At 64.8% G+C, this 15380-nt stretch carries 11 protein-coding genes and 2 pseudogenes; 4 read left to right on the forward strand and 9 right to left on the reverse strand.

Annotated elements, in window-relative coordinates; genetic code table 11:
- Nucleotides 1–19: 19 nt before the first annotated feature.
- Nucleotides 20–217, forward strand: coding sequence for a hypothetical protein (locus P1N55_RS14525; protein ID WP_276276247.1), 198 nt, complete (start codon nucleotides 20–22; stop codon nucleotides 215–217).
- Nucleotides 218–304: 87 nt separating this feature from the next.
- Here the strand turns inward: P1N55_RS14525 and P1N55_RS14530 are convergent, their stop codons facing one another.
- The 3 genes from P1N55_RS14530 to P1N55_RS14540 all read right to left on the reverse strand — a co-directional run bounded on the left by P1N55_RS14530 (nucleotide 305) and on the right by P1N55_RS14540 (nucleotide 5804).
- Nucleotides 305–1612, reverse strand: coding sequence for a cobyrinic acid a,c-diamide synthase (locus tag P1N55_RS14530; RefSeq protein WP_276278740.1), 1308 nt, complete (start codon nucleotides 1610–1612; stop codon nucleotides 305–307).
- A gap of 400 nt (nucleotides 1613–2012) precedes the next feature.
- A complete protein-coding gene (locus P1N55_RS14535; protein ID WP_276276248.1) occupies nucleotides 2013–2735 on the reverse strand; it encodes a fumarylacetoacetate hydrolase family protein in 723 nt (240 codons plus the stop codon).
- Between the two features lie 48 nt (nucleotides 2736–2783).
- Nucleotides 2784–5804, reverse strand: a complete 3021-nt coding sequence (locus P1N55_RS14540; RefSeq protein ID WP_276276249.1) for an FAD-binding and (Fe-S)-binding domain-containing protein — start codon at nucleotides 5802–5804, stop codon at nucleotides 2784–2786.
- Between the two features lie 114 nt (nucleotides 5805–5918).
- Between P1N55_RS14540 and P1N55_RS14545 the strand changes: the two genes are divergently transcribed.
- Nucleotides 5919–6299 carry a VOC family protein gene (locus tag P1N55_RS14545; RefSeq protein WP_276276250.1) on the forward strand — a complete coding sequence of 127 codons (381 nt, stop codon included), beginning with the start codon at nucleotides 5919–5921 and terminating at the stop codon, nucleotides 6297–6299.
- Nucleotides 6300–6311: 12 nt separating this feature from the next.
- On the opposite strand, the pseudogene aceB reads toward P1N55_RS14545, so the two are convergent.
- Nucleotides 6312–7618 (reverse strand): annotated as a pseudogene (aceB, locus tag P1N55_RS14550) (malate synthase AceB).
- A gap of 391 nt (nucleotides 7619–8009) precedes the next feature.
- Here aceB and P1N55_RS14555 point away from each other — a divergent pair.
- A complete protein-coding gene (locus tag P1N55_RS14555) occupies nucleotides 8010–8774 on the forward strand; it encodes an IclR family transcriptional regulator (RefSeq protein WP_276276251.1) in 765 nt (254 codons plus the stop codon).
- 80 nt (nucleotides 8775–8854) lie between these two features.
- Nucleotides 8855–9943 carry a 3-hydroxyacyl-CoA dehydrogenase family protein gene (locus tag P1N55_RS14560; protein ID WP_276276252.1) on the forward strand — a complete coding sequence of 363 codons (1089 nt, stop codon included), beginning with the start codon at nucleotides 8855–8857 and terminating at the stop codon, nucleotides 9941–9943.
- A gap of 756 nt (nucleotides 9944–10699) precedes the next feature.
- On the opposite strand, the gene P1N55_RS14565 is transcribed toward P1N55_RS14560, so the two are convergent.
- The 5 genes and pseudogenes from P1N55_RS14565 to P1N55_RS14590 all read right to left on the reverse strand — a co-directional run bounded on the left by P1N55_RS14565 (nucleotide 10700) and on the right by P1N55_RS14590 (nucleotide 15365).
- A complete protein-coding gene (locus P1N55_RS14565) occupies nucleotides 10700–11506 on the reverse strand; it encodes a hypothetical protein (RefSeq protein WP_276276253.1) in 807 nt (268 codons plus the stop codon).
- A 103-nt stretch (nucleotides 11507–11609) separates the two neighbouring features.
- A pseudogene (locus tag P1N55_RS19810) lies at nucleotides 11610–13218 on the reverse strand (hypothetical protein).
- Nucleotides 13215–13991 (reverse strand): ABC transporter ATP-binding protein, encoded by a 777-nt coding sequence (locus P1N55_RS14580; protein ID WP_276276256.1) that lies wholly within the window; start codon nucleotides 13989–13991, stop codon nucleotides 13215–13217. Before P1N55_RS14580 ends, P1N55_RS19810 begins: the two are co-directional and overlap by 4 nt.
- Before the next feature lie 92 nt (nucleotides 13992–14083).
- Nucleotides 14084–14512 (reverse strand): hypothetical protein, encoded by a 429-nt coding sequence (locus P1N55_RS14585; protein ID WP_276276257.1) that lies wholly within the window; start codon nucleotides 14510–14512, stop codon nucleotides 14084–14086.
- Between the two features lie 19 nt (nucleotides 14513–14531).
- The gene (locus P1N55_RS14590) at nucleotides 14532–15365 is read right to left on the reverse strand and encodes a prohibitin family protein (protein WP_276276258.1); all 834 of its coding nucleotides are present in this window, start codon (nucleotides 15363–15365) and stop codon (nucleotides 14532–14534) included.
- Between the last annotated feature and the right edge of the window lie 15 nt (nucleotides 15366–15380).

Genomic DNA, 15380 nt, shown 5'->3' on the forward strand with positions numbered 1-15380 from the left:
TCATGCCCCATGTAGGGGTATGGATACCGACCGATTGCTCGAGCTCGCACCCCACTACATCGCTATGCTGGTGCTGGTCTTCCTCGTCCTCGAACTCGTCGCCATACTCGTGGGCGATATCGGGTTCCTGACCGAGCTGGCCATCATCGTCGTCATCGTCTTCGCCTACCGGCCCATCGTGATTCGCCTCGGCATCGCCCCCAGCGGCTGGCAGTGAGCGACCCACGGCGGGTCGTCCCACGCCTGGACCGTCCTCGAGAACTAGCCGACGCTGGTTCCCGTCACGGCCACGCACGGCGGCCAGTCAGCGTTCGGCCGCCCGCTGGACGAACGTGTCGAACGCACCGCTCTCGGGGTGGAGGTGGCAGTAGGTGCCCAGCGTCCGGTACGCACAGAGGCCGTCCTGCCCGTCGAGCATGCCGTCGCCCCGCACGACGTCGAACGCGAACTGCGCGTCGCCGGCGACGTCGGCGCTTGAGTAGTGGAACTCGTGGCCGCGCCGCCGGTCGGCTGCCGCCGCGGTCAGCGTCTCCCGCGTCGCCCGCAGTTCGACGTGGTCCAGCGCCTGATAGCGGTCGTGCATGCGGACCGTCGCGGGCAGGACGCCGGCCATCTCGTTGGTCTCCCCGTCCGTCGTCGTCAGTGACTCGGCGAGCGCCATCAGCCCGCCACACTCACCCATGACGGCCGCGCCGTCGGCGGCGCGGGCCGCGATGGCGTCCAGCGTCGGACTCGCTGCGAGTGTCTCCGCGTGCAGTTCGGGGTATCCGCCGGGCAGGTAGACGCCGTCGCATATCGGCAGGTCGTCGTCGGCCAGCGGCGAGAACGTGGTCACCGACGCCCGGTCGCGGAGGCGTTCGAGCGTCGCCGGGTAGGTGAAACAGAACGCCGCGTCACGGGCGACGGCGATGCGGGCGTCGGTCCGGTCGCCGGTTTCGAGCGCCTCCGGACGCGGCGGGGTGCGCGCGAGATCGACCAACCGGTCTACCCGTATCGCCTCGCTGGCGTCGTCGAGGGCCGCCTCGTCGAGGGCCGCCTCCTCGCCCATGTGGAGTCCCAGGTGACGGTCCGGGATCTCGAGCGCGTCGGCCGGCGGAATCCGCCCGAGGTACGCCAGGTCGTCCGGCAGGGCGTCGCGGATGCCCTGTTCGTGGCGGCCGCCGTGGGCGCGCTGGGCGACGACGCCGGCGACGTCGACGTCGCGGCCGGCCCGAGAGGCGTACTCCCGGAATCCGAGGGCCGTCGCGGCGACGCTCTCCATGCCGGCCTTCGCGTCGACGACCAGTACCACCGGCAGCGAGAGCGCCTCGGCGACCATCGCGGTGCTGGAACAGTCGCCGTCGTACAGCCCCATCACCCCCTCGACGACACAGACGTCACCCTCGCCCCGGTAGTAGTTGCGCCGCACGCCTCCGTCCCCCTCGAGCCACAGGTCGAGCGTCCGCGAGGGCCTCCCCGCGACGGCCTCGTGGTGGCTCGGGTCGATGAAGTCCGGTCCCGCCTTCGCGGGCTGGACGTCGTGACCCCGCGCCTGGAGGGCCCGGACGATGGCCAGCGTCGTCACGGTCTTGCCGACGCCCGACCGGGTGCCGCCGACGACGAACCCCTTCATCTCGCCGCCCCTGCCCACATCACGGCGGTCGCGCGGTCGTCTCTCTCACTCGCCGGTCGCGTCGCGCTGTCCACGTGTGCTGTCACGTCGTTCGTTCCGTGGGGGGCGTCGCATGAATGGGTATCGACTGGTCCGCCCCATCCCGGTGCGAGCGTTTCGACTCCGATAGTTCTGTCCGAATTCCGACATTTGGATGCATATCTTACATATCCATATCTGTATACTACAAAACACTCTCTTATGCCCCTATAACCGTCAATACTGTGTCTTTACTGCCCAGTATTGGAATCACTTGCTTCAAATAGTCCTAATATATGTCTGAATCTGGCAGTAGTAGATACGTCTGTACAGGGCTGGAACGGCTGTCGGTGACGATCTCACGACCGCGGCCTGCCTCACCTCACTCCGACGGAGCGACGACCGTGTTGCGAAGCGTCCCGACACCCTCGTAGGTAATCTCGACGGTATCTCCGGGTTCGACGGTCCCGGGATTGGCCGGGCTCCCGAACGCGATGGCGTCGCCGGGACGGAAGGTGAACCGTTTCGAGAGGAACGAGACGATCTCGTAGGGGTCGAACAGCATCAGCTCGGTGTTGGCGGACTGGCGCGTCTCGCCGTCGATGACGGTCTCCATGTCGATACCGCGAGGATCGAGGTCCGTCTCTATCCACGGGCCGAGCGGGCCGGAGGTGTCGAAGGCCTTGCGGGCGGTCCGGCCCTGCTGGTCGAGCGCGTCGACGTCGTTCATGATGGTGTAACCCCGGACGACGTCGGGGACGTCGGCCTCGGCGACGTCGTGGCACCGCTCGTCGATGACGGCGACGAGTTCGCCGGCGTAGGTCAGTTCTTCCGTCCACCCGGGATAGTAAATCGGGTCTTCCGGACCGACGAGCGACGCCGGCGGCTTGATGAAGAAATCCGGTTCCTCGGGGCGTTCGTAGTCCATCTGGTCGAGCGTCTCGGCGAAGTTCCGGCCGACGCAGTACAGCGCCGACGGCGAGGTCGGGTAGGTCAACTGGCCATCTCGGCCGACGACGTACTCGCCGTCCTCGGCGACGACGACGCCGTCTTCGTAGCGACCGGACACGACTCCCTCGGGGGTCTGCAGGCGTGCGAGTTTCATGGGCGTCGATTGTCGCCCTCGTAAAAACGTCTTCTGAAACGCGTGTTCTCAGAGCCGGTCGGCGACGGCTTCGATGGGGTGGGGCGGGATGTCCTCGGCGCCCTCGCGGTCGCCCAGTTGCGACCGGCAGGACCCACCGGGGGCGACGACCCGGTCGCCGTCGCTCTCGTCGACCTCGTCGAACAGCAGGCGCCCGATGGTCTTCGAGAGGTCGTAGTGCTCGTCGTGGTAGCCGAAACTGCCGGCCATCCCACAGCAGGTCGTCTCCAGCGGGTCGACCTCGTAGCCGACCCGCCGCAGGACGCCGACGGCGTGGTGGTCCTTGTTGGTGGCTTTCTGGTTGCAGTGGCCGTGGTACGAGAGCGTTCCGGCGGCACCCGGCGAGCGGTCCGCGACGTCGAGATCGTCGTCGAGCCGGTTGACGTCGAGGTACTCCAGGACGCCGTAGGCACTGGCCGCAACCTCTCCGACGCGGTCACCGTCGAGCAGGTCCAGGTACTCGTCCTGGAACATGACTGCGTCGGAGGGCTCGACGAAGACGACGTCCCACCCGTCCTCGACTCGCGGCGCGAGTCGTTCGGCGTTCGCCTCCGCCCGCTCGCGCGCGAGGTCCAGCATCCCGCCGGAGAACGACGCCCGGCCCGACGGCGCGGTGTCGTCCGGGATGGCGACGTGGACGCCCGCCGCCTCCAGCACCTCGACGGCGGCCCTGCCAGCGGCGGGGTAGGAGTAGTTCGTGTACGTGTCCGGGAACAGCAGGACCCTGTGGTCGGCCTCGGCCCGCGAGACTGTCGACCCGCCGCGGGCCGCAAACCAGTCCTCGAGCGTCTCCCGCCGGAAGGGGGGCAGTTCGCGGTCCGGGTGGATGCCGAGCAGTTTCTGCATCGCGGTCCGGGCCCCCGGAATCTCGGTCGCCCAGTTCGAGACTGGCGCCAGCGCCGACCCCAGTTTCGAGGCCGCATCGATGTTGGCAAAGAGGCGTTCGCGCAGGCTCACGCCCTCCTCTTGGTGGTGCTGGTGTTTCACCTCCGTCTTGAGCTTCGCCATGTCGACGCCCGTCGGGCAATCGCTCTTACAGCCCTTGCAGCCCACACAGAGGTCGAGCACCTCCTCCTGGAACCGGTCGGCGTGGATCTCCTCTTCGGGCAGGTCGCCGCTGATGGCCGACCGCAGGAGGTTCGCCCGGCCGCGCGTGGTCTGGACCTCCTCCTTCGAGGCGCGGTAGGTCGGGCACATCACGTCCTCGCCGGTCTGCCGGCAGGTCCCACAGCCGTTACACAGTTCGACGAGCTCGGAGAAGCCGCCCTCCTCGCTGAAGTCGAGCGTCGTCTGTGGCTCGAGCGACCGGTACTCCGCCCCGTAGCGGAGGTTCTCGCGCATGTCCGCGCCGACGCCGCGGTCGGCGTCCGGGCCGACGTCCTCGGCCCCCGACCGGTAGACGACGTTGCCGGGGTGCATCCACCACTCGGGGTCGAAGGCCGTCTTGACCGCCTTGAACGCCTGCCAGAGGTCCTCGCCGTACATCTTGGGCGTGAACTCGGTGCGGGCCATGCCGTCGCCGTGCTCGCCCGAGAACGAGCCGTCGTGGTCGAGCACCAGGTCCGTCACGTCGTCGGTGATGGAGTGCATGGCCTCGATGCCGCCCTCGGACTTGAGGTTGAGGATGGGCCGGATGTGGAGCGTCCCCGACCCCGCGTGGGCGAAGTACGCCGCCGAGGTGTCGTGGTCCTCGAGCACTTCCTCGAACTTCGTGACGTACTCGGCCAGCTCCTCGGGCGGGACCGTCGCGTCCTCGATGAACGGGTACGGTTTGGGGTCGCCGTCGAGGCTCATCAACAGCGGGATGGCCGCCTTCCGGAGCTTCCAGATGTCGGCCTGGTCTCCCTCGTCGTAGGCCTCGACGACCTCGAAGGCCGCCCCGTTCTCGAGGAACCGCTCGTTGGTGGCGGCGATCGCCGCCTCGAAGTCGTCGTGCAGTTCCGAGTCGTACTCCAGCATGAGCGCGGCGTCGGTCCCCTCGGGGATCGGTTCGACATACTCGGCGTAGCCGTCCGATTCGGCGGCCAGCCGGAACACCTCGTCGTCCATCAGTTCGACGGCGCTGACGTCGTATTCCAGGGCCACCGGGACCGCTTCCATCGCCGCGACCAGATCCTCGAAACAGTACAGCGCCAGCGCCGTCTCCTCCGGGACGGTCACGAGCGACAGTTCCGCCTCGACGATGACGCCCAGCGTCCCCTCCGCGCCGACGAACAGCTTCGCGAGGTTCATCACCTCCTCGCCGGCCTCGTTCTCGTAGACGACGCGATCGAGGTTGTAGCCCGTGACGCGGCGCTTGAGGTCGGGGTACCGGGCCTCGATCTCCTCGGCGTTGTCCTCGACGACCTGGCGAACTGTCTGATATATCTCGGCCTCGCGGTCGTTTTTGGAGACGATCTCGTCCCACTCCTCGGAGTCGACGACGACCTCGCGGGCGTCGATGAGCGACCCGTCCGAGAGGACGGCTTTCACCTCGTCGGTGTAGGCGTCGGTGATGCCGTACCGAACCGAGTGTGCCCCCGTCGAGTTGTTGCCGATGCCGCCGCCGACCGTCGCCCGGTTCGAGGAGGCGGGGTCGGGCGCGAACTTCAGGCCGTACTCGCCCAGGCGGTCGTCGAGGTCGTCCTGGACGACGCCGGGCTGGATGCGGGCGGTCCGCCCCTCGGGGTCGACGTCGAGGACGTCGTCCATGTGTCGGGACATATCGAGGACGACACAGCCCGGACCGACGGTCTGTCCGGCGAGCGAGGAGCCGGTCCCTCGCGGGAGAATCGGCACCCCGTGGTCCGTGGCGACGTCGACCGCGGCGCGCACGTCCGCGACGTCGGTCGGGTAGACGACGCCGGCCGGCTCGGCTCGGTAGATGCTGCCGTCCGTCGCGTAGAGCACCTGTGCGTACTCGTCGAACTCGACGCGGCCGGTCACGCGCTCGCGGAGGGCCGACGCCAGCGCGCGGTACTCCGCGACGTCGGGGCGGCCCTGGTCGAGCTCGTGTGCCGACCACGTCGAACGTCCGTCTTCCGTAGCCATGCGCTACCTCATGATTGATAATAGTTAAATCCTATGCCACGCGTTCACACTGGTGTCGGTCACGGCGGCCACGGACCCACCAGCTATTTGACCACGGGTGGCACACGGTGAGCCATGCCAAGCACAGCCGTGCTGCACGTGTGTCTGAACGTCGCCGACGCCGAGGAATCCATCGCCTTCTACGAACAGTTCGGTTTCGGGACGTCCTGGCAGTTCACCACGGCCGACGGCGCGACGACGAACTACTACGTCGCGGACGACGACGGCGTCGAACTCCAGCTTTCCGAGACCGAGGGCGGGACGGACTTCGAGACCGGCACCGCGTGGGACCTCCTCGCGCTGGGCGTCCACGACGTCGACGCGACCGTCGAGCGGGTCGACCACTACGGTATCGCGAAGGAGCCCGGCCCACAGCCCGAAGCGGGTGCCTACACCGCCTTCGTCGAGGACCCGGACGGGCACCTGGTCGAGCTCATCGAACCGCTGGACGAGTAACGAGCGGGTCGGTCAGTTACCGACGTTCGTCGCCCGTTCGACGACGTCGGCGCCGTACATCTCCTCGAGTTCCTCGTGCTGGTCGGGGCGGTGCTCGTAGACGTCCTGGAACAGCGCGACCGGCGTCTGGGCGGCCTGGTAGGTGGCCTCGTCCCACATTCGGTCCTTGCTGACCTCGACCTCGACGCCGTCGACGACCAGCGTCGCGGCCTGGGTCATTGCGATGGCGCCCTTGCCGGCCGCCTTGGCCGCCTCGAACTCCTCCATCGAGTCGACGATGTCGTTCATGCTGGGGACGTACGACGTCATCTCCAGCAGTTCCTCGGTGACCTCGTCCTCGTCGAGGGTCCGCTCGTCGCCACCCACCGCCAGCGTGTAGGTGCCGTCGCCGTTGTCAGAAAGCGAGAGGTCAGGGCCGTCGTAGACCTGCCGGCCGTCCTCCTCGGTGAGTTCGACGTCCTCGTCGCCGACCTCGAGCAGCCAGCTGCCGGTCTTGGGCGGGAGCGGTGCCGTGTTCGCGGCGACGACCTGTCCCGGCGTCAGCGACCAGATGCCGGTCATCCCCTTCGCACGGTTCTCGGTCATCCGTTCCTGGTAGCCCGCCTCGTCGCGGATGTCGTCGTACGGGCCGTCGACCGCGATGAGCCCGGCCGCGCTGGCCCCGCGGGAGGTGTTGTGGCGCAGTTCCGGCCACGGCGGCAGTTCCCCGGTCGGGGTCATCGCGCGCATGTCCTTCGTGTAGTCGACCTCGCCGTCGACCAGCAGGAACAGGCGCTCGAGGTTGTTCGAGGGCTTGCCCATCTCCTCGCGCAGGTCGCCCATTGCCAGCTCGGCCTCGCCGCTCTCGACGATGACCGACATCGAGAGGCTGCCCTCCTCGAGGCCGTACTCGTTCTCGACGATGGTGAAACACTCGTCGGCCTTCTTCCAGTCGTCGATGTCCCCGACCTCGGGGATGACGAACCCGTCGATGTGTTCGATGGCGCCGTTCTCGGGGTCGGCCACCTCCATCATGTGCTTGAACCCCTGGTAGCGTGTCCCCGGGGACTCGCGGTGCCAGACCATCCGCGGGTGGATCTCCCCGGGGAAGTCCGCCCCGTGGTCGGCGACCACGTCGATGATGTTCTGGATGCCCTCGTCACGCATGTTCGGGGCCGTCGCGTCCTCGTTGTCCGGGACCCACACGTCGGGGCCTGCATCCCGCGCAGCCGGGCCGCGCTCCGGATCATCTTCGCGGAGTCGTCCTCGCCTTCCACCGCCGTCGGCGACGTGAAGAACGTTCGCACGAACTCACGGTCGTAGTGCCGCTCAACGCTCATATACGTTGGCGACGTTTCTATCGAAGCGACTTAACCGTTTGCATCACCCGGTACCGCGGGCGTCGTGCACCGGGCCCTTGCGCTCACACACCGATCCCGACTCGTTCGGAATGGTGAAACTCGATTGCGAGACGACACTTCGCGCGTCTCTCTCGGCCCAAACCATTTCACCCACTAATCGGACTATTGTCGACGTATTTTTCGATATATCAGATATAACCGCCCAAACGTCTCCCGGTGCCGTTACCGCCACCGTCCGCTCTCCGCCACGACGTTTCGCCATTCCGAACCAGACGTCCAGCACTCAGACATCGGGCCGCTCCTCCTCGCTCTCCCGGTCTGGTCCGGGTGACAGTAATTTTTATTCGCTGCCACCCGGTACGGCACCACAATGACCGGAAACAAGTCGGAAACGGTCCGGGCGACCGAGACGTCGATGGCGGTCCTTTCGGCACTCGAAACGCTCGGCGGTGCCGCGACACTGACCGAAATCTGCTCGTCGGTCGAGTTCGCGAAGAGTACCGTCTACAAGCACTTGCGAACGCTCGAGGAGGGCGGCCTCGTCGTCGTCCGCGACGACACCTTCCACATCGGGTTACGGTGTCTGGAACTCGGTGGCATCGCCCAGCGTGAAGGCGGCATCTACGAGGTCGCGAAACCAGAGGTCCGACGGATGGCCGTCGAGACCGGCGAACTGGCGAATCTGATGGTCGAAGAGCGGGGCTACGGCATCTACGTTCACACTGCGAGCGGCGACCGGGCGGTGACCCTCGACACCGGCCTGGGCAAGCGCGTCCACCTCCACAAGACCGCCGTCGGGAAGGCGCTCCTCTCGAGTATGGCCGACGAGCGCATCGACGCTATCGTCGACGAGCACGGGTTGCCCGCGGAGACGGACAACACGATCACCGACCGCGAGTCTCTGTTCGACGAACTCGAGACGATTCGCGAGAAGGGGGTGGCCTACGACGAGGAGGAACGCGTCGACGGAACCGGGTGTATCGGGGTTCCAGTCGACACGGGCGACCGCCGCGAGGCCGCTATCAGTATCACCGCCCCTATCCACCGTCTGACTGCCGGCGACACCCAGCAGCGGATCATCGAGATGGTCAAACAGACGGCCAACGTCATCGAAGTGAACCTGGCCCACGAATAACTCCGCGGCGAATCCACCATCACCAGTCCAGCGGACCGAACCGGCGCGTGGCGCCGACACACGCCCCGACGAGGCGATCCGTGTCCCTCTCCTATCTGGTGTACAATTGTTATTCTGTGGGTCGTTGTCCCCGGGTTCCCGGCCGGTCTGCGCGCGCAACTCACGATACACCAACTGCAAAGCATTTATTATCGAAACTATCGAGAACAATACGTACTATGCACGAAACCCACCGTGTCGGTGTCTTCGGGGCTGGCGATATGGGCCACGGCCTCGCGGCGCACTTCGCCGTTCACGGTCACGACGTGACCGTGTTGGACCACCGGCAGTCGAACCTCGACGCGGCCAGAGACAGGATTCACGACGTGGTCTCGTTCCTCAACGACGAAGACGTTACCGACCACCCCCCGGACGCGGTCACTTCGGACATCGAGTACACGCTGGACACAGCGAGTGGCCTTTCCGGTGCCGACGTCGTCATCGAATCTGTGCCGGAAGACCTCGACGTGAAACACCAGGTGTTCCAGCAGATTGCCGAGGCTGCTCCGGGCGATGCGGTCCTCGCATCGAACACCTCCGGCCTCCCGATCACGGACATCGCAGCGGGAGTAGCCGACCACGCCGAGCGTGTCGTCGGCTGTCACTGGTGGTATCCGCCGTATCTCCTCCCGACGGTCGAGGTCGTTCGGGGTGCGGAAACCAGCGACGAAACCGTCGAACGGGTCGAATCGCTCCTCCGATCCGTGGACCGAGACCCGGTCCTGGTCAACAAGGACGTCCCGGGGTTCGTCTGGAACCGTATCCAGATGGCCATCTTCCGCGAGTCACTTCACATCGTCGAGGAAGGGATCGCCTCTGCGGCGGACGTCAACAAAGCGATCCGTGACGGATATGCGCTCAGAACGGCCGCAATCGGGCCGCTCGAAACGATAGATATCGCGGGACTCGATCTGGTTCAGACGGTCCTCGACGATCTCAGTCCACACCTCTGTAACGACGACGAAGCGAATCCCCTGCTCGAAGCACACCTCTCTGCGGGGCGCGACGGGATCCACAGTGGTGGCGGTATCTTCGAGTACGACGACTCGCCCGACGAAATAACGCAAGCACGCGACGAACGAGTTATGGCGATCCGCCGAGCGCTCGAAGCGACTCGGGCCGACCGATGACCATCCTCACGCTCCCACGGACACGCTCCTCCCGGAGAGAACCGAGACACGATAAACGGTGCCAGGTGGCGATGCCCTGGGCGAAATCATAGTATACCCGTCGGTATCGAGGAAACAAAGATACCAGCCACGTATCTGTGTCGGTCGGGAATTTATTCACATTAGTGGGGATTTGAGGCCGAAATTATGCTTGAGGGGCGTATTTAGGGACACATGAGTAATATGTGTTTATAAAATCCGATTTTAATCTTCTATCTGCCCTGCAGACGAACCAAAAATACATATAGGACAACAGTGTGGCTGACTGGGGGTTAAAATGGGGGCGCTCGGCTCGAGACGGGTCTCGATCCCCTCACGGGTTGAGTGCTTGTCCGCCGGCCATTTCTCTATACGATCCCGAGGGCTACAGCAGTCGCAATCAGACCAGTTTGCACGGCAGATTCGAGCGCCATCGAAGGCCAGTACAGAGTGCGGAGCACTGCGAGCGTGGCCGTAACTACGGTACGTCCACCGAATTTGAGCAAGACGTGCCTGGGTGGCGGGGCGCTGTACGAGGGACTATCTCTACCTGTGATTCTCACGAGAGGGTTGTGTCCCCTGCACTGGCCGACTTGTGGGCTGTATCCGGAACGGCCTTGACATCTTGTCCGCGCCTGGGGGATTCAACAGCGCTACGTGGTCCGACCAGTGTAGCGAGTACACGATGCCTGCTTCAAAACGAAGTGGACTAGAACGGAAATCGCCAGTTCTCGGTGGCTACGCCCACTCTGTTTCGACGACCCATGTCGGTCGTTCGAGGTCAGAGTCAGTTGCCTCAAACTCGAACGTGATCCTGTACGTCGTCGGTTCGTCGGTGAGCAACGTGACCAAGGCGTACTCCGCGTACGTCCCCGCAGGTGCCGTGACGTCCCAGGTCACGTTTGCCGATTTGACTACGTGCGTGTCGGTATCAGCACGTACCGTACCCGACGCTCTTGTAATGCGGTACGTCTCCCGCCCGTCGTACCAGCCGGGCCGTGGCTCGTAGACCGTCACTGCTGACGGGTCGCGTCCTTTGGCTTCGTACCCGGCGAGGAATAGACTGTTGACGAACACCGATGCCGTTCCCGAAACTGGTTGCGTGACGCCAGTGCCGTTCTCTTTTTCGAGAAACCTCACGTGCTCTCCGTTCCTTTTCTCACGGACGAGTTTCCTATCCTCATCCTCGGTGATTAGTTCCCGACGCCGCTCGGCTTCATTACTCCCCTCTACCGACAGCCTGTGGTAGACCGTTCCGTTCGCAGTGGGTTGGTATGCCTCTGAAACGATGTCGTCGTCCACGACCTTCTGATACCATCCCCCGTCCGAGGTTACGACTCCCTCGAATGCCAGTCTCACCTGTCCGTCCACGACGAGACGCCCACTCGCGCTGTAGGCGTCTGTATCGCTACCGGTGAATCGTTCCCCGGGAGCGCTCGCCGCGTGTGGTTCGGACGTCGTGAGCGGGTAGACGGCAGAGAAGATGAGTCCCAGACACACCACCGAAAGGATGCCAGTCAGGACACCGGCAGTACGAGTCTCCATACTCGTTCACGGCATTCACCGGTCGAAACTATCACCCCATCGAAGCTGGAGACCGCCCATTAGAGACGACCCGCTCTGTTGGTCCCCATCTTGCCAGGACGGGCTACGTCACGGTGTATCGCCGATAGCGTCGAACGGCGTATCTGTACGAACCGTACGACACTCCGACAGTCAGCAACAGATACAGACCGAAGCCGATGCCGAACACAGGTGTCAGACTCAGGTTCCCGGTGACCGCGAACCAGGTCACGACCAGTCCGAGTGCCGTTCCACCACCGACGACGAACAGATACGTCACCATCACGAGCGTCGAGGGGACGACCGATTCGGTCCCCCAGAACGCTCGCTCCTCGTAGATGGGATACGCCGAACCGAGCCCGACAGCGAACATCGACGCGGTGAGACACATTCCAGCCCCGCCACCCCGAACGCGAGGGCGTCCAGCGGTCGCGTACGGAGGCCTATCGAGGCCAGCGGCACGAGCACGGCGACCGGAATGCCGACGGCGACGCCAGCGAATAACCGCCCTCTCGTAATGGTTCGAGGACTCGTCTCGGTGAGCAACAACAGGGGCATTTGGGGTCGGTCGTCGCCGAGCGGGTTCAATCCGAAGGCCGCACCCGCGAGGTACGTCCCGAGGCCGACGCCAGTGCCCGCAATCAGTGGCCCGATAGCGTCACCCGACGACTGCACGACAGTCGTCCCGAGCGGCCCGATGAAAAAGAGGGCCATCACGAGATGGCTGAGCGTCTGTGGGTGGCGTCGGGCGCGGACGAGAATTCCCCACGCGATGCGGCCGGATTGGGTCCACGCGAACGGCCGCGGGGCGGAGAATCCGCCGGTCGATGTTCGTGTCTGCCGCGCTCCGTTCCGGTTCGGGGTCTCAGTGAACCAGAACACTGATGCCTGCTTCGTTGCGACGGTCAGTCCGACGGGCGTGAGCGCGAGTAGCGCGATGGCCACCGCTATCGAACGAACCGATGTCGGTTGTGCGAGTGGCGTTCCCGCGAAGGCAAGCGCCACGTACTCGACCATGGGACCGAACGTGAACGTCGAGGCTAATCCTCGGACCGCTCCCCCTCCCTCAACCAGTGCCGACCGACGAACTGCGAGACGACGACGAAGCCGAGTAGCAGGAGTATCCCGAGTCCCCTCAGGACGCGACGGACGCCAGGTAACCGTCGTAACACCCGCAACACGCCGATGCCAATTGCGTACCCCCACACTGCGCTCGATACGATGATCGGAAGTGCGACGACGCCACTTGTGACAAGCAGCACCGGTGTACCGAGCCCGAGTGCAAACGCGGTGACGAACGCCCCCACTGGAATCCCGAACCACAACAGCAACCGCCCGACCTCTGCAGTGATGAGACCGACGACCACTGCTCGCGGATGGACCGTCGTCAGGACCAATTCTTCGGATTCGATACGCCCGATGCGTTCGAGCGTTCTGAGCGTTGCCAGAAGCAAAACCATCACTGGGACGGCAGTCGCGGCGGGACCGAAAAACGGAATGGCGGTTACAGAGCGAGCCGTTCGACCGAATACGTACGCCGCGGGGAGCGCAAAGAGGAGGCTCCCGCCGAAGAACAGTACGACGAACACGAGTCCGATGAGGCGGCGTGTATCTCCGAGGTATCCTCGCAGGCTTCGGACGAACTCGGCACGACCGATTCTGAGTCCGTGGCGGACATCCCCTCGGAAGTTCATGCTCCCTCACGGGCCGCGTCAGCATCGGTTTCGCTCGTGACCGCGAGGAAAGCATCTTCAAGCGAGCCGTCCTCGTCGGTCTCTGCGCGGGACTGCAGCTCCGACGGCGTCCCTTCGGCGACCAGTCGGCCGTCGAACAGCACGCCGACCTCGTCGGCAACCGCCTCGACGACCGGAAGGATATGTGTCGAGAGGAAGACGGTCGTTCCCGCGTCGGCGAAGTCGGTAATCGACTCGCGGATGGTCCGTGCCGCACGGGGATCCAGGCCCGACGTCGGCTCGTCGAGGAATAGAACGTCCGGGTCGTGCAGGACGCTCTGGACGAACGCGGTCTTCTGTCGCATTCCCTTCGAGTACGCGTCGATTCGTTTGTCGGCGTCGTCGGTCAGGTCGAACGCGTCCAGATACTCGTCGATGCGCTCCCGGGCGGTGGCGCGCGGAATGTCTCGGAGGTCGGCGACGTACTCGAGCTGCTCGCGAGCGCTGAACTCGTCGTAGAGGGGCGGTTCCTCGGGGAGATAGCCGACGTGTGGCGCGAGTTCGCCTCGGTCGGCGACGTCCACACCGCAGACGCGAACGGAGCCACTAGTGGGCTGTGTGAGTCCCGTCAGGAGCCGCATCGTCGTCGTCTTCCCCGCGCCGTTCGGCCCGAGAAACCCGTAGACGGTGCCGGTCGGAATCGAGAGCGATACACTGTCGAGCGCGATCTCGGAACCGTACGTCTTCCGGAGGTCTGTCGTCTGAATGGCGAGGTCGATGTCGGTGGAGGGCATCGAGGATACGACCCACTTGTACGGACGGACCTCTAATCGTTACGGAGGACGTGTTCTGAGACAAACACCCGTTGTGTCTGGCACCCAGAGCCTCACCGGCCGCGTTCGAGTTCGCGGTCGATGGCGTCTAGTTCCTCGTCTTCGAGGGCTGCAACTGGGTCGGCACACAGGGCACAGAGAATCACCCGTGTCGTCGAGAGGCGAACGAGCGGGACGCCGAGGAACACGAGTTCCCGATGCGTGATGCGGCGCTGGCCAGGCCCGTCCCGGTCGGTACAGGATTCACAGGCCGCTGTCTCGGAGAGTTGTATCTGTTCGGACTCCGTCCGCTCGAACACGCCCGACGCGATCCGTGGATAGGGTGACGGCGACCCAGCAAGAATCTGGGAGCCCACGTATCCGAGGCCGAGAAGCAGCGCGAGCGCCAGCGGGAGCAGGAGGAACCCGGAGACGCGCGCCATCGCCACTACCAACCCGAAGGTGAGGGCGACGGCCGCAGCGGTCTTGACGTAGTGTCCCATCTCGAAACTCTCCTGCCAGTCACCGATCAGGTCGAGTTCTCGTTCCCGGACGGCGTCCCGGTCGGGGACTGGTGTCGTCAGACACGTCCCGCGTGAGAGTGACACCGCCCTCAGCCGGGACGTAGATCGTGTTCTCGTTCTCTCGGAGCGCCTCGATGTAACGCAGGTCGAGTACCTCGGGATTCTGGCGAAGGGCCTCGCCTTTGATGCGAATCTGTTCGGCCTCGGCCTCGGCTTCGATGACCTGTCGCTGTTTGTTCTTCTCGGCGACCTGGATCTCGTACTCCGCTTCCTCGATCTTCTGTTGTTTGACCTTCTTCTGTTCGATGGATCTCGCGTACTCGGTGGGGAGCCGGACGTTGCGAATCTGGACGCTCTCGATGACGATGCCGCTCCCGTCCGTCTCGTTTTTGAGTGCCCCTTCGACTGCGAGTTTGAGGCGAGTCTGTCCTTCTCCGGTGTAGATGTCTGTCACGTCGATGTTGCCGCCTTCGGTCCGCAATACTGACCGAACCGTCGGGCGGATGAGGCGCGTCTCCGCGGTCGGCAGGTCGCGGTACTCCTCGTGGAACCGTGGGGCGTCGCGGGGTGTGACGCGGTAGCGGACGGTCACATCGACGTCGACGTGCAGACCATCCTGCGTGAGAACGCGCACCGAATCGTCCTGGTTCGCGTTGTCTCCTTCACCGCTTTGGTGACTCATCGTGTAGGTCTGGGGCCGCGTCGGGATACTGACGGTCCCTTCGACGATGGGCGTGATGAAGTGCCAGCCGGGTTCGAGGACCATGCCCGTCACTGCACCCTGGTTCTTGACGACTTTCACCGTCCCTTCGTTGACGCCTTCGAACGCCATCACCCCGCCGATCAG

It is taken from the genome of Haloarcula regularis, from assembly GCF_029338315.1.
GTDB classification, from domain to species: Archaea; Halobacteriota; Halobacteria; order Halobacteriales; family Haloarculaceae; genus Haloarcula; species Haloarcula regularis.